Consider the following 12,606-nt stretch of genomic DNA (forward strand, 5'->3'; position numbering starts at 1 on the left):
GCACTGCACGAACTTCGGCGGCACAGATGTCGCACCGAGCATCTGTATTGGTGACAAGAGAAGGGCTCTGTATCTGTCACGGCACAGAGCCAATCGTCAGAATGGCTGCATGAACGCTCCTGCCGACCCCGGATTGCCGCTCTATACCCGCGTGGCGGGCGAGCTCGCGCAGGCCATCCAGGCCGGCAGCCTGCGCACCGGCGACCGGCTGCCTTCCGTGCGCATGCTCTGCCAGCAGCATGGCGTGAGCCCGTCGACGGTGACGCAGGCCTACCGATGGCTCGAGAACCAGCGCCTGGTCGAAGCGCGGCCGAAGTCGGGTTACTTCGTCGCCGCGCGCCACGCACCGCTGCCCGAGCCCGAGCTCGACACCCGCATGAGCAGCGCCGGCTTCGTGACGCCCGACGACCTGACGCGCCAGTTCCTCTTCGGCAACGACGACCCGGAGGCCGCGCCCTCGTTCTGCCCGCTGCCGGCACGCCAGATCCTGCCCGAGGCCAAGCTGCGGCAGCTCACCGCCAAGCTGAACCGCGTGCATCCCGAATACGCCTCGCGCTACAGCATCACCGGCAGCCTCAACCTGCGGCAGGAGATCGCGCGCCGCAGCGTGGGCGCGGGCGTGCGCCTGCGGCCGGAAGAGATCATCCTCACCAATGGCGGCAGCGAGGCGGTGTTCCTCGCGCTGCGCTCGGCGGCACAGGCCGGCGACACGGTGGCGCTCGAATCGCCCACCTACTGGATGCTGCTGGAGATCATCCGCACGCTGGGCATGAAGTCGATCGAGATCCCCACGCACCCGCGCGAAGGCATCTCCGTCGAGGCGCTCGACCTCGCCACCCAGCGCGCCGGCGCGGTACGGGCCTGCGTGGTGGTGCCCAATTTCCACAACCCGCTCGGCAGCCTGATGCCACTGGCGAACAAGCGCCGCCTGGTCTCGCTCGCGCACGAGCGTGGCATCACGCTGATCGAGACCGACATCTACGGCGAGACCTATTTCGGCGACGAACGGCCCCCGGTGCTCAAGTCCTTCGACACGCACGACGACGTGATCCTGTGCTCGGCCTTCACGAAGACGGTGGCGCCCGGCTATCGCGTCGGCTGGATCGCGCCCGGCCGACACTTCAAGACGGCGCAGTCGCACAAGTTCCACACCTCCATCACCGGCGCGATGCTGCCGCAGGAGGTGATCGCCGAGTTCATCCGCGATGGCGGCTACGACCACCACATGCGCAAGCTGCGCGCTGCGCTCAAGCAGCAATGCGCTCAGATGGTCGATGCGGTGACGCGGCTCTTCCCCGACGGCTGCCGGCTCAGCGTGCCGCAGGGCGGGCTGATGCTGTGGATCGAGATGCCGAAGAGCGTGGACTCGCGCAAGGTCTTCGAGCGCGCGCGCCACGAGCACATCGGCTGCGCGCCCGGCGCGACCTTCAGCAACAGCACGCGCTTCAACCACTTCCTGCGCCTGCACTACGGCGACCCCTGGTCGCCACGGCACGAGGCGCACATCCGTCGCCTGGGCCAGATCGTGGCCGAAGAGGCCGAGCGTGGCCGCGCGGCGGCATAAGGACATCCCATGGAACTCAGCACCTGGCTCGCCTTCTTCGCCGCGTCGTGGGCCATCAGCATCTCGCCCGGCGCGGGCGCCGTGGCCGCCATGAGCGCCGGCCTCAACCATGGCTTCACGCGGGGCTACTTCATGACGCTCGGCCTCGTGCTCGGCATCTGGACGCAGGTCCTGGTGGTCGGGCTCGGCCTGGGCGCGCTGATCGCGACCTCCAGCCTCGGCTTCGCCATCGTCAAGTGGCTGGGCGTCGCCTACCTCGTGTACCTCGGCGTCAAGCAGTGGCGGGCGCCGGCCGAGCCGATGGTGGCCGAAGCCGATGGCGACGTCGGCGCCACGCCGCGCCGCACGCTGGTGCTGCGCGGCTGGATGGTGAACGCGGTGAACCCCAAGGGGACGGTCTTCCTGCTGGCCGTGGTGCCGCAGTTCCTCGACCTCGCGCAGCCGCTCGCGCTGCAGTACGCCGTGATCGCCGCGACGCTCGGTTTCACCGACCTGGTGGTGATGGGTGTGTACACGCTCCTCGCCGCGCGGGTGCTGCGCCTGCTGAAGTCGGCGCGGCAGATTCGCCTGATGAACCGCACCTTCGGCGGCCTCTTCGTCGCCGCGGGCGGGTTGCTCGCGTTCTTCAAACGAGCCTGATCCGAGCCCTTCGCCCGACGGGTACATCGGGCGATCCGCCTGGGGGATGCGGGCCGGCTTCGGAGCGGCCCGCCGCTCGGCCCGCTGACACGACTCGTCACAACCTCGCCCTTGAGTGGGCGCGCGTTCGGCCGACAACAGGGTCGTCCCCACGGCCTGTCGGAGCCTGCCCATGAACGCACCCGCCACCTCTCCCTTCCAGACCGCCAACCCGCACGCGCTGGCCGTCATCCTGGAGGCGAGCCAGACGCGCTCCATCATCGCGTCGCGCGACATCTTCGACATCTCGGGCACCAAGCTGTGGGCCCGCGAACAGCCGGTGTCGCAGGCCCTGCAGCGCAAGCTGATGGACCGCCAGCTGCGCCACCCGCTCGAAGCCTGCCTGCTGGCCGAAGACGGCGTGACCGCGCACTCGCTCGTGCATTCGCTCGAGACGCTGCTCTCGCGTGACTCCGCGCTCACGCCGCTGCTGATGCCGCACGCGGCCGCGCTGCTGCGCGAAGCGCCGCACCTGCCGCTGCACCCGGTGGCGCAGCTGCTGCTCACCGCCAGCCAGGCCTCGCGGCCCGACTCCTTCGACCATGCCGTGCAGGCGATGGCGCTCAATGGCGTGCTCGCGATGGCGCATGGCGCAAGCCGCGGCGACGTGCGCCTGGCCATGCTCGCCGGCCTGCTGCACGACCTGGGCGAGATGTACATCGCACCCGAGCACGGCGAGGCCGACCTCCAGCACACGCTGGATTTCCAGAGCTACCAGCACCTGGTGGTGCACCCCCACGTCGGCAAGCTGCTGCTGCAGCAGCTCACCGACTACCCGCCCGCGGTGGCACGCGCCGTGGCCGAGCACCACGAGCGGCTCGACGGTTCCGGCTACCCGCACTGCCTGCAGCGCGAGCAGCTCTCGCCGCAGGGCCGCCAGCTCGCCGTGACCGAGGCGGTGCTCAACGTGCTGCGCGGCGACTGCCCCGACCTCGCCCGCGCGAGCGTGGCCCTGCGCGTGGTGCCCGGGGAGTTCGACCTGAGCGTCGTCGGCCCCATCTCGCACGCGGCGCGCCAGCAGCCGCCCCTGCAATCCTTCCTCACGCCCGATCAGATCCGCGAGCGCCTCACGCTGCTCGACGCGGCGCTGCAGACAGCGCATGCCGGCATCGTCGCGCTGGCGTCGACCGCCAGGTCGCAGGCCCTGGTGGACGCGCTGACGCTCGCCCAGGCGCTGCTCGCCCGACTGCGCAAGGGCTGGAACGCGAGCGGCCTGTGGAATGACGGTGAGCTCGCGGTGCAAGACGCCGCCGAGATCGAGGCCGTGGAGCACGAGCTGCGGTTCCGCCTGCGCGCCATCCGCAGCGCGACGCTGCTGCGGGCGGGCAAGCTGCCCGCCGGCGACCTGCAAAGCCTCATGGTGCTGGGCGACCAGCTCGGCGCCTGACCCTCGATCGCGATTGATGCCACGGTTCAGGGCGAGGCGCATCAGGCCCCACACGGTGACCGGACACTAGCCGTCGTGTGGCTTGGTGCGCCCTGCCTTGAGCAGGCTGCGCTGGCCTTTCGCTTCGAGTCGCCGCTGCTTCGAGCCGAAAGTCGGTTTCGTCGGCTTGCGTGGCCGCGGTGGCGTGGCCACGCTGTCGATCAATTCCTGCAGGCGTTGCAACGCTTCCGTGCGGTTGGCCTCGCGGCTGCGCGAGGTCTGCGCCTTGATGACGACCACGCCTTCGTCGGTGATGCGCTGATCGCTCAGGCGCAGCAGCCGTTCCTTCACCGCCTCGGGCAGCGAGGACGCGCGCACGTCGAAACGCAGGTGCACCGCGCTCGACACCTTGTTGACGTTCTGGCCGCCCGCGCCTTGCGCGCGGATGGCGGTGATCTCCACCTCGGCCGGGTTGAGCAGGACCGCCATCAGCGCCACAGCTGGCTGATCGCCACCAGCCCCGGGTCCCACAGCCGCAGGCCCCAGCCGAGCGCGGCGCTCACGAGCACCATCAGCACGCCGATGAGCCAGGTCTTGCCGAGGATGTGCACGAAGGCCTCGTCTTCCGATTTCGGCCGCAGCACGCGCCGCGCGATCAGCGTGCCGAAGACGAACTGCACCGCCACCTCGGCCAGGAGGCCGGCCAGGCCGTCGATCAGCATCACCGGCAAGAGCCCGGTGGCGATGAGCAGGCCCAGCAGCATCAGCAGGAGCGCGGGAATGAGCAGCAGCAAGCCGGCTTCGTCGAAGCTGAGCAGGTCGGCGGCGCTGCCGAGCACGTCGCCCCAGTCGAAGGATTTCTGCGCGGTCTCGCTGCGTCGCGGTGCGGGTTCGGGTGCCACACGCTCGCCGAGCGAAGGGTCGTCGCGCACCGAGGCGGCGAAGTGCTTGAGCCACACCTGCACGCCCAGCACCAGGCCCAGCGCATACATCAGCAGCGCAGTCATCGCGTAGCGCGCGGCGGGCAGGGTGACGTCGAACACATGCAGCAGCGTCCAGCTGCTCGCGAGCCCGACCAGCAGGCACCACGCCGTCAGCAACCACCCATGCCAGCGCAACCGGCGCCGTGTGCGCGGGTGCAGCTCCCTCAGGCTCATGCGGCGTGCACGGGCACCCGCTGCGCCACCGCACACATCAGCTCATAGCCGATGGTCCCGGCCGCCTGCGCCACCTCGTCGATCGGCAGCCTGGAACCGTTTGGCCCGAGTCCCCAGAGCGTGGCCTCGCTGCCCACCTGCGCCTCGGGCACCGGCGTCAGGTCGACCGCGATCATGTCCATCGACACGCGGCCCACCGTGCGCGTGCGCACGCCGTTCACCAGCACCGGCGTGCCGGTGCCGGCGTGGCGCGGGTAGCCGTCGGCATAGCCGCAGGCCACGATGCCGATGCGCATCGCGTGTTCGGCCGTGAAGCTGCTGCCGTAGCCCACCGTGTCGCCCGCCTGCAGTTGCTGGGTGCCGATCAGGCGCGAGCGCAGCGTCATCGTGGGTTGCAGGTCCCAGTCGCCGATGCTGTGGTGCGGGAAGTCGGGCGACGAGCCGTACAACATGATCCCCGGGCGCACCCAGTCGCCGCGCAGCTCGCGCCGGCTCGCGGCATAGCGCAGCGTGGCCGCGCTGTTGCACAGCGAGCGTTCGCCGGCGAGGTCGTGCGTGGCGGCCTCAAAGGCCTCGATCTGGTGGGCGACGCCGCGCGCCGCCGCCGGGCTGGCATCGGCGTCCGACAGGTGCGTCATCAGCGTGATCGCGTCCACCTGCGTCAGCCCCGAGAGGCGCTGCCAGGCGTGGCGGAAGGCCTGCGGGCTGAAGCCCAGCCGGTTCATGCCGCTGTTCATCTTGAGGTAGACGTGGTGTGGCCAGGTCGTCTTGTGCGTGGCCAGCCAGTCGATCTGCGATTCATGGTGCACCACGTGCCACAGGTTCAGGCGCGAGCAGAGCTCCAGGTCGCGCGCCTCGAAGCAGCCTTCGAGCAGCAGGATGGGGCCGCGCCAGCCGAGGGCACGCACCCGCTCGGCTTCTGCCAGATCGAGCATCGCAAAGCCGTCGGCCGACTGCAGGCCAGGGTAGGCCCGCTCGATGCCATGCCCGTAGGCATTGGCCTTGACCACCGCCCAGACCTTGGCGTCGGGCGCGCGCCGGCGTGCGCAACTCAGGTTGTGGGCCAGCGCATCGGCGTGGATCCGGGCTTCGATGGGGCGAGGCATGCGGGGATTCTGCCAGCGGGTCTTGTCGTGCCTGCGTGCTATAACCCCGCCGCACCCCACGCGGCCCCTTGCAGTACGACCTGTTTCTCGCCGAATGAAAAAAGGCTTCTACACGATCATGTCGGCGCAGTTCTTCAGCTCGCTGGCTGACAACGCGCTCTTCGTCGCCGCCGTCGAACTGCTCCGCACCTCCGGCCAGCCCGAGTGGCAACGTGCCGCGCTGGTGCCGATGTTCGCGCTGTTCTACGTGATCCTCGCGCCGCTCGTCGGGGCCTTTGCCGACGCCGTGCCCAAGGGGCGGGTGATGTTCATCTCGAACCTCATCAAGGTGGTCGGCTGCCTGATGATGCTCTTCGGCGTGCACCCGTTGATCTCCTACGCGGTCGTTGGCCTCGGGGCCGCGGCCTACTCGCCCGCCAAGTACGGCATCCTCACCGAGCTGCTGCCCAACTCGCAGCTCGTCAAGGCCAACGGATGGATCGAGGGCCTGACCATCGCCTCCATCATCCTCGGCGTGCTGCTCGGTGGCCAGCTCGTGGGGCAGGCGGTGTCGCGCATGATGCTCGGCGTCGACATGCCGGGGCTCGACACCGGCATCGACACCGCGCCCGAAGCGGCCATCGTCTCGCTGATCGGCCTCTATGCGATCGCGGCGCTCTTCAACCTCAAGATCCCGCGCACCGAGGCGCCGCTGCAGCCGATGACCGGCAGCGTGGTCGCGCTGGTGCGCGACTTCTCCAGCTGCAACGCACGCCTGTGGGGCGACAAGCTGGGCCAGATCTCGCTCGCCACCACCACGCTGATCTGGGGCGTGTCGGGCAACTTCCGCTACATCGTGCTGGCCTGGGCCGCCGCGGCGCTGGGCTACGGCACGACCAAGGCCTCGGCCCTGGTGGGCGTGGTGGCCATCGGCACGGCGGTGGGTGCGGTGGTCGCCTCGATGCGCATGCGCCTGGACCAGGCCACCAAGGTGATCCCGATGGGCATCGCGATGGGCCTGCTCGTGATCGCGATGAACTTCATCAGCAACGTCTGGACGGCAGCGCCCTTCCTGCTGGTCCTGGGCGCCATCGGCGGCTACATGGTGGTGCCGATGAACGCACTGCTTCAGCACCGCGGCCACAACCTGATGGGCGCCGGCCGTTCGATCGCGGTGCAGAACTTCAACGAGCAGGCCTGCATCCTGGCGCTCGGTGCGTTCTACACCGGCATGACCAAGTTCGGCCTGTCGGCCTTTGCCGCCATCACCGTCTTCGGCCTCGTGGTCGCCGGCACGATGTGGGTCATCGGCCGCTGGCATGCGAGCAACACCGTGCGCTTCAAGGACGAAGTCGATCACCTTCTGGCGCTCGCGCGCAGCGACAAGCACTGAGCGCCATGCGGTCCCATCCGCGCCTGTGGGCCGTGCTGGCCCTCATGGTCAATGCTTTCGTGTGGGGCGTCTCATGGTGGCCGTTCCGCCACCTGCAGTCGGCCGGCCTGCACCCGCTGTGGGCCACCGTGCTGGTCTACCTCTTCGCCGTGGCGGTGATCGGCGTCGCCCGGCCCCACGCCTTCGGCCAGGTGCTGCGCCGGCCGGTGCTGTGGATCCTGGTCATCGCTTCGGGCAGCACCAACGCGGCCTTCAACTGGGGCGTGGCCATCGGCGACGTGGTGCGCGTGGTGCTGCTGTTCTACCTGATGCCGCTGTGGGTGGTGCTGCTGGCGCGCGTGCTGCTGCACGAGAAGCTCACATGGCTCGCCGGGGCGCGCGTGGTGCTGGCGCTGGCCGGTGCGGCCATCGTGCTGTGGCCGGAAGAGGGCGGTGGGTTCCCGCTGCCACGCTCGCTGCCCGACTGGCTGGGCGTGTGCGGCGGCTTCTCGTTCGCGCTCAACAACGTGATGCTGCGGCGCGAGGCCGCGCAGCCCGAAGAGAGCCGGGCGCTCGCGATGTTCCTCGGCGGCGTGCTGGTGGCCGGCACGCTGGCCACCGTGCTCGCGACGCAGGGCCAGGTCGCGTGGCCACCGGCCCCGGCGCTGAACTGGGTGCCGCTCGCGCTGGTGCTGAGCGGCTTCTTCCTGATCAGCAACATCTCGCTGCAGTACGGCGCGGCCCGCCTGCCGGCCAACGTGGCCTCGGTGGTGATGTTGACCGAGGTGCTGTTCGCCTCGGTGTCGGCGCTGCTGCTGGGCGGCGGCACCATGACGCCGGCGCTGGCGATGGGCGGGAGCCTGATCCTGATCGCGGCACTGCTGTCCACGCTCGACAACAGCGCGGCGCACTGACGCTGTCAGCGCCTGCTGGACCTCAGCGTTTGCGCGTGGGATCGAGCAGGTAAAGGGCCGCCATGAACTCGTCTTCCATCAGCGGCTTGGTGAGGTAGGCGTCGCATCCCGCCAGGTCGCCGCGCACGCGGTCGCTCGAGCGGGTGCTGCCGGTCACGATCACCACCCGGGGCGCGAGGTCGCCCGGGTGCGCCTGGCGCTGCTTCAGGTGCTGGCACACCGCCAGGCCGTCGAGCGGGCTGTCGCCGAGGTCGATGTCGAGGAAGACCAGCGAGAAAGCTTGCGCGTCGAGCAGCGCCATCGCCTCGTCGGCGGTCTGCACTGCGTGCACGCGGTAGCCGAGCCCCTGCAGCCGGGTCTGCAGGAACTTGAGCGCGATGCGGCTGTCGTCGAGCACCAGCACGTCGAGCGCCGGGGAGCCGTCTTCGCCCAGCGCGTCGGGCGACGACACCACCCAGTCGGTGAGCGGTGGTTCGTCGAGCAGGGCGAGGCGCGCTTCGAGCAGCAGGTCGAGCTCGCGCAGGATGCGGTTGGGCTCGATGGGGCGGGGCAGGTGGGCGGCGGCGCCCGACGGGGCGTTGGAGCCGATGAAGATGGCGTCCTGCACGCGGTGGGCGTCGTTGACGGCGTTGAGCGCCGCCGGGCTGTCGGCATCGGCGATGACGAAGTCGCTCTCCACGAGCGAGTTGCCCTGCACATAGGCGGGCGCCCGTTGCTGGCCCAGGCGGAAGAACGACGCCAGTGTGCTGCGCTCGAAGTCGCTGAAGCCTTGCAGCGCGACGGTGTAGCGCATGGGGATGCGCTCGGACATGGAAGCTTTCGTCGTGGCGGTGGCCGATGTTCGGCGCGGGCCGGGGGGGCGTCAACCCTGCGCGGCGCGGGGTGGGCGTCGGCGCTACGATGGCGGCCCACTTTTGTCACAGCCCGCAGGAGCGCTCATGGCCAGTGTCTACGACTTCGAAGCCGTCTCCATCGACGGCCAGCCCGCCCACCTGTCCACCCAGCGTGGCAAGGTGCTGTTGATCGTGAACACGGCAAGCGCCTGCGGTTTCACCCCGCAGTTCGCCGGGCTGGAGAAGCTGTGGAACACCTACCGTGAGAAGGGCCTGGTGATTGTCGGCTTCCCGAGCAACGAGTTCGGCGGGCAGGACCCGGGCAGCAACGACGAGATCGCGTCCTTCTGCCAGCTCAACTACGGCGTGAGCTTCCCGATGATGGAGAAGGTGAAGGTCAACGGCGCCGAGGCCCACCCGCTGTGGAAGTGGCTCACCAACGAAGCCCCTGGCATCCTCGGCACCAAGGGCATCAAGTGGAACTTCACCAAGTTCCTCGTCGGCAGGGACGGGCAGGTGATCAAGCGCTACGCGCCCAACGATGCGCCGGAGTCGATCACCAAGGACATCGAAGCCGCGCTCGCGGCCTGATCGTCACGAGGCGGGCACCCACAGTCCGCCGTAGACCACGCGCAGCCGCTTCTGCGCGGCGAGGGTCTTCACCAGCTCGTTGACCGTCTGGCGCGACAGGCTGGCCAGGGCCGCGAGTTCCGCCTGCGTGGTGCGGATGTGGCGCCAGCCCTGCGCATCGGCCGGGCCGGCGCGGTCGGTGCGGGCCAGCTGCTCGAGCGCGAGGCGCAGGCGCTCGTCGGCGCTGCGGTGGCGCGAGGCCTCGAGCATGCGCAGCGTGCCGTGGTAGCGCCGCGCGTACTCGCGCATCAGCGCGCGCGCGAAACCGGGCACCTGGTCCATCAGGAATTCGTAGGCCGCCGGGCCGAAGGCGACGACGCGCGAGGCCTTGGCCCCGCCCTGCACCTCGAAGGTCGACACCTCGCCGCTCGCAAACGACGACAGGCCGAAGAGCCGCCCCGGCGGCACACGCTCGATCACCGAGGCCTCGCCATCCACCGTGAGGAAACGGATCTCCATCTCGCCACTCGCGAGGCCAAAGAGCGCCGGCGTGGCGTCGCCCTGCCGCAGCAGCACCTGGCCGCGGCCCAGCCGGTGCAGGCGGCACAGCGGCAGCAGGCCCTGCCAGTGCGCCTCGGTCAGCGTCAGTTCCGGGAGGCTCGTGCCCAGCACGCGGGCGACGTCGTCTTGCATTCGCCAATTGTCGGATGCCCGACATTCATACGGCAAGCCCGGGGCTACGCTGCCGGCATGGACCTCACCCCCGCCGCCGTCGACCACCTCGCGACGCAGTTCCGCCGCTTCGCCGACGTGGAGTGCCCGGAAGAGCCGCTGTACCAGGCGCTCTGCCGCATCGTCGCCGCCGACCCGGCCCTGCTCGATCTGCTGAGCGGTGCCAGCCCCGAGCAGCAGCGGCCCAACCTCTGGCTGGCCGCAGTGCACGACCTGCTGCTCTCGGGGGTCTCCCATCCGCTCGCCGCCTACTACCCGAGCTGCGGTGGCGACCGTGCGCCCGACGATGCCCTGCCCATCCACGTGAAGGACTTCGCCGCCCACCACGCCGCCGCCCTGCGCGAGCGCATGCGCACCCACACCACCCAGACCAACGAGATCGGCCGCTGCACCGTGCTCTGGCCGGCGCTGCACGCGGTGGCCGCACGCCGTGGCACGGCGCAGATCGCCTTGCTTGATGTTGGCACCAGCGCCGGCCTCAACCTCGGGGTGGACGTGTACCGCTACAGCGCCGGAGACCCACGCCCCGGCGTGCCCCTGCTGCGCTGCCGGTGGCACGGCGACCTGCGCCCGCCGACGGGCCCCACCCCGCAGATCGTCGAGCGCCTCGGCATCGACCCGGCGCCCGTCTCCGTCGCCGACGAGGTGGCCGTGCGCTGGCTGCGGGCCTGTCTGTGGCCGAGCGACACCGACCGCGCCACCCGTTTCGAGCAGGCGGTGCAGATCGCCCGAGCACAACGCTGGCCGGTGCGGCGCGAGGCCGACTGCACCGCCGCCATCGAACCGTGGCTCGCCGCGCTCCCGCCTGGCGTGCAGCCGGTCATCTTCAACAGCTGGGTGCTGACCTACTTCGAAAAGCCCGCCCTGCAGCGCCACATCGAGACGCTCACCGAGCTCGTGCGCCGCACCGGCGCGATGTGGCTCTCGGCCGAAGCCACCGGCCTGCGGATCGGCGCCGTCGAGCTGCCGCCACCCCGTCCCGAGCTGCCAACAGCGCAAAGCGTCTGGACGCTGTGCCACCGTGTCGATGGCGCGCCGCACTTCGAAGCGCTGGCCCGCTCGCACGCCCATGGCCGCTGGGGCGAGTGGCTGGCCCAGTAGCCGGATAATCGCCGCTCCCCTGCAGGAGCCCCTCATGTTCGAGCACGTCGACGCCTACGCTGGCGACCCCATCCTCACCCTCAACGAATCCTTCGGCAAGGACCCGCGGCCGAACAAGATCAACCTCTCCATCGGCATCTACTTCGACGACGCCGGCAACCTGCCGGTGATGAAGGCGGTGAAGACCGCCGAGTCGGCGATGCTGCAGACCGTGGGCGCTCGTCCCTATCAGCCGATGGAAGGCGCGCCCAACTACCGCCAGGCGGTGCAGCACCTGCTCTTCGGCGCCGACCACGAAGCCGTGAAGAGCGGCCGCATCGCGACCATCCAGACCCTCGGCGGCTCGGGCGGCCTGAAGGTCGGCGGCGACTTCTTGAAGCGCTACTTCCCCAACAGCAACGTCTGGGTCAGCGACCCCACCTGGGACAACCACCGCGCCATGTTCGAGGGCGCGGGTTTCACGGTGAACACCTACCCCTACTACGACGCCAAGACCGGCGGCCTGCGCTTCCCCGAGATGCTGGCCGCCATCCGGGCCTTGCCCGAGCAGAGCATCGTGCTGCTGCACGCCTGCTGTCACAACCCGACCGGCGTGGACCTGTCGCGCGCGCAATGGGCCGAGCTGATCCCGGTGCTCAAGGCCCGACAGCTGATCCCGTACGTGGACATCGCCTACCAGGGCTTCGGCGACGGCATCGAGGAAGACGCCTGGGCCGTGCGGGCGCTGGCCGATGCAGGCGTGAGCTTCTTCTGCGCCAGCAGCTTCTCCAAGAGCTTCTCGCTCTATGGCGAGCGCTGCGGCGGACTCTCCATCGTCTGCCCCGACAAGGCGCAGGCCGACCTCGTGCTGGGCCAGATGAAGGCGACGGTGCGCAAGAACTACAGCAGCCCGCCGACGCATGGCGGCCAGATCGTCGCGCGCGTGCTCGGCACGCCCGAGCTCGCCAAGCAATGGGCCGACGAGCTCAACGCGATGCGCACCCGCATCCAGGCCATGCGCCAGAAGCTGCACGCCGTGATCAGCGCCAAGCTGCCGGGCCGCAACTTCGACTACTTCATCACCCAGCGCGGCATGTTCAGCTACACCGGCCTCACCGCCGAGCAGGTCGACCGCCTGCGCGAAGAGCACGCGGTCTACCTCGTGCGCTCGGGCCGCATGTGCGTGGCAGGCCTGAACTCGTCGAACGTCGAAGCGACCGCGGTGGCGATGGCGGCGGTGCTGGCCAGCTGAGGC

13 protein-coding genes are annotated in these 12,606 nt (G+C 69.9%); 8 read left to right on the forward strand and 5 right to left on the reverse strand.

All coding sequences use genetic code 11. The features are described 5' to 3' along the window. Positions 1 to 109: 109 nt before the first annotated feature. The 3 genes from JI745_RS16320 to JI745_RS16330 all read left to right on the forward strand — a co-directional run bounded on the left by JI745_RS16320 (position 110) and on the right by JI745_RS16330 (position 3,629). The gene (locus JI745_RS16320) at positions 110 to 1,564 is read left to right on the forward strand and encodes a PLP-dependent aminotransferase family protein (RefSeq protein ID WP_201809104.1); all 1,455 of its coding nucleotides are present in this window, start codon (positions 110 to 112) and stop codon (positions 1,562 to 1,564) included. 9 nt (positions 1,565 to 1,573) lie between these two features. Beyond that, positions 1,574 to 2,203 (forward strand): LysE family transporter, encoded by a 630-nt coding sequence (locus tag JI745_RS16325; protein WP_201809111.1) that lies wholly within the window; start codon positions 1,574 to 1,576, stop codon positions 2,201 to 2,203. Positions 2,204 to 2,375: 172 nt separating this feature from the next. Further along, a complete protein-coding gene (locus JI745_RS16330; protein ID WP_201809114.1) occupies positions 2,376 to 3,629 on the forward strand; it encodes an HD-GYP domain-containing protein in 1,254 nt (417 codons plus the stop codon). 66 nt (positions 3,630 to 3,695) lie between these two features. Here JI745_RS16330 and arfB read toward each other — a convergent pair whose 3' ends face one another. From arfB to alr, 3 genes are read right to left on the reverse strand one after another with little or no spacing between them, the layout of a single operon-like run. Continuing rightward, positions 3,696 to 4,097, reverse strand: a complete 402-nt coding sequence (arfB, locus tag JI745_RS16335; RefSeq protein WP_201809117.1) for an alternative ribosome rescue aminoacyl-tRNA hydrolase ArfB — start codon at positions 4,095 to 4,097, stop codon at positions 3,696 to 3,698. Continuing rightward, positions 4,097 to 4,765 (reverse strand): hypothetical protein, encoded by a 669-nt coding sequence (locus tag JI745_RS16340; protein WP_201809120.1) that lies wholly within the window; start codon positions 4,763 to 4,765, stop codon positions 4,097 to 4,099. Before JI745_RS16340 ends, arfB begins: the two co-directional genes overlap by 1 nt. Then, positions 4,762 to 5,871: an alanine racemase gene (alr, locus tag JI745_RS16345; protein WP_201809135.1), complete on the reverse strand. Its 1,110-nt coding sequence runs from the start codon at positions 5,869 to 5,871 to the stop codon at positions 4,762 to 4,764. Before alr ends, JI745_RS16340 begins: the two co-directional genes overlap by 4 nt. A gap of 94 nt (positions 5,872 to 5,965) precedes the next feature. Here alr and lplT point away from each other — a divergent pair, with 94 nt between their 5' ends. Further along, positions 5,966 to 7,243, forward strand: coding sequence for a lysophospholipid transporter LplT (gene lplT / locus JI745_RS16350; protein ID WP_201809143.1), 1,278 nt, complete (start codon positions 5,966 to 5,968; stop codon positions 7,241 to 7,243). 5 nt (positions 7,244 to 7,248) lie between these two features. Next, entirely contained in the window at positions 7,249 to 8,136 is an 888-nt protein-coding gene (locus tag JI745_RS16355) for a DMT family transporter (RefSeq protein WP_201809146.1), read from the forward strand. A gap of 22 nt (positions 8,137 to 8,158) precedes the next feature. On the opposite strand, the gene JI745_RS16360 is transcribed toward JI745_RS16355, so the two are convergent. Continuing rightward, positions 8,159 to 8,947, reverse strand: a complete 789-nt coding sequence (locus JI745_RS16360; RefSeq protein ID WP_201809148.1) for a response regulator — start codon at positions 8,945 to 8,947, stop codon at positions 8,159 to 8,161. A gap of 127 nt (positions 8,948 to 9,074) precedes the next feature. Here JI745_RS16360 and JI745_RS16365 point away from each other — a divergent pair, with 127 nt between their 5' ends. Continuing rightward, positions 9,075 to 9,560, forward strand: a complete 486-nt coding sequence (locus tag JI745_RS16365) for a glutathione peroxidase (RefSeq protein ID WP_201809151.1) — start codon at positions 9,075 to 9,077, stop codon at positions 9,558 to 9,560. Positions 9,561 to 9,563: 3 nt separating this feature from the next. Here JI745_RS16365 and JI745_RS16370 read toward each other — a convergent pair whose 3' ends face one another. Beyond that, complete coding sequence (locus tag JI745_RS16370; protein WP_201809153.1) at positions 9,564 to 10,232, reverse strand: Crp/Fnr family transcriptional regulator; 669 nt, start codon at positions 10,230 to 10,232, stop codon at positions 9,564 to 9,566. A gap of 57 nt (positions 10,233 to 10,289) precedes the next feature. Between JI745_RS16370 and JI745_RS16375 the strand changes: the two genes are divergently transcribed. Next, positions 10,290 to 11,372: a DUF2332 domain-containing protein gene (locus JI745_RS16375; RefSeq protein ID WP_201809155.1), complete on the forward strand. Its 1,083-nt coding sequence runs from the start codon at positions 10,290 to 10,292 to the stop codon at positions 11,370 to 11,372. A 34-nt stretch (positions 11,373 to 11,406) separates the two neighbouring features. After that, a complete protein-coding gene (locus JI745_RS16380; RefSeq protein WP_201809157.1) occupies positions 11,407 to 12,603 on the forward strand; it encodes an amino acid aminotransferase in 1,197 nt (398 codons plus the stop codon). The last annotated feature ends 3 nt before the right edge of the window (positions 12,604 to 12,606 follow it).

Origin of the sequence: Piscinibacter sp. HJYY11 (assembly GCF_016735515.1) — a bacterium.
Lineage (GTDB): Bacteria > Pseudomonadota > Gammaproteobacteria > Burkholderiales > Burkholderiaceae_C > Rhizobacter.

Excerpts from the sequence above, each read along its gene's own strand:
- JI745_RS16360 (WP_201809148.1), bottom strand. The coding sequence starts at position 8,947 with ATGTCCGAGCGCATCCCCATGCGCTACACCGTCGCGCTGCAAGGCTTC.
- lplT (WP_201809143.1), top strand. The coding sequence starts at position 5,966 with ATGAAAAAAGGCTTCTACACGATCATGTCGGCGCAGTTCTTCAGCTCG.
- JI745_RS16340 (WP_201809120.1), bottom strand. The coding sequence starts at position 4,765 with ATGAGCCTGAGGGAGCTGCACCCGCGCACACGGCGCCGGTTGCGCTGG.
- JI745_RS16375 (WP_201809155.1), top strand. The coding sequence starts at position 10,290 with ATGGACCTCACCCCCGCCGCCGTCGACCACCTCGCGACGCAGTTCCGC.
- JI745_RS16380 (WP_201809157.1), top strand. The coding sequence starts at position 11,407 with ATGTTCGAGCACGTCGACGCCTACGCTGGCGACCCCATCCTCACCCTC.
- JI745_RS16320 (WP_201809104.1), top strand. The coding sequence starts at position 110 with ATGAACGCTCCTGCCGACCCCGGATTGCCGCTCTATACCCGCGTGGCG.
- JI745_RS16330 (WP_201809114.1), top strand. The coding sequence starts at position 2,376 with ATGAACGCACCCGCCACCTCTCCCTTCCAGACCGCCAACCCGCACGCG.
- JI745_RS16325 (WP_201809111.1), top strand. The coding sequence starts at position 1,574 with ATGGAACTCAGCACCTGGCTCGCCTTCTTCGCCGCGTCGTGGGCCATC.
- JI745_RS16365 (WP_201809151.1), top strand. The coding sequence starts at position 9,075 with ATGGCCAGTGTCTACGACTTCGAAGCCGTCTCCATCGACGGCCAGCCC.
- alr (WP_201809135.1), bottom strand. The coding sequence starts at position 5,871 with ATGCCTCGCCCCATCGAAGCCCGGATCCACGCCGATGCGCTGGCCCAC.
- arfB (WP_201809117.1), bottom strand. The coding sequence starts at position 4,097 with ATGGCGGTCCTGCTCAACCCGGCCGAGGTGGAGATCACCGCCATCCGC.
- JI745_RS16355 (WP_201809146.1), top strand. The coding sequence starts at position 7,249 with ATGCGGTCCCATCCGCGCCTGTGGGCCGTGCTGGCCCTCATGGTCAAT.
- JI745_RS16370 (WP_201809153.1), bottom strand. The coding sequence starts at position 10,232 with ATGCAAGACGACGTCGCCCGCGTGCTGGGCACGAGCCTCCCGGAACTG.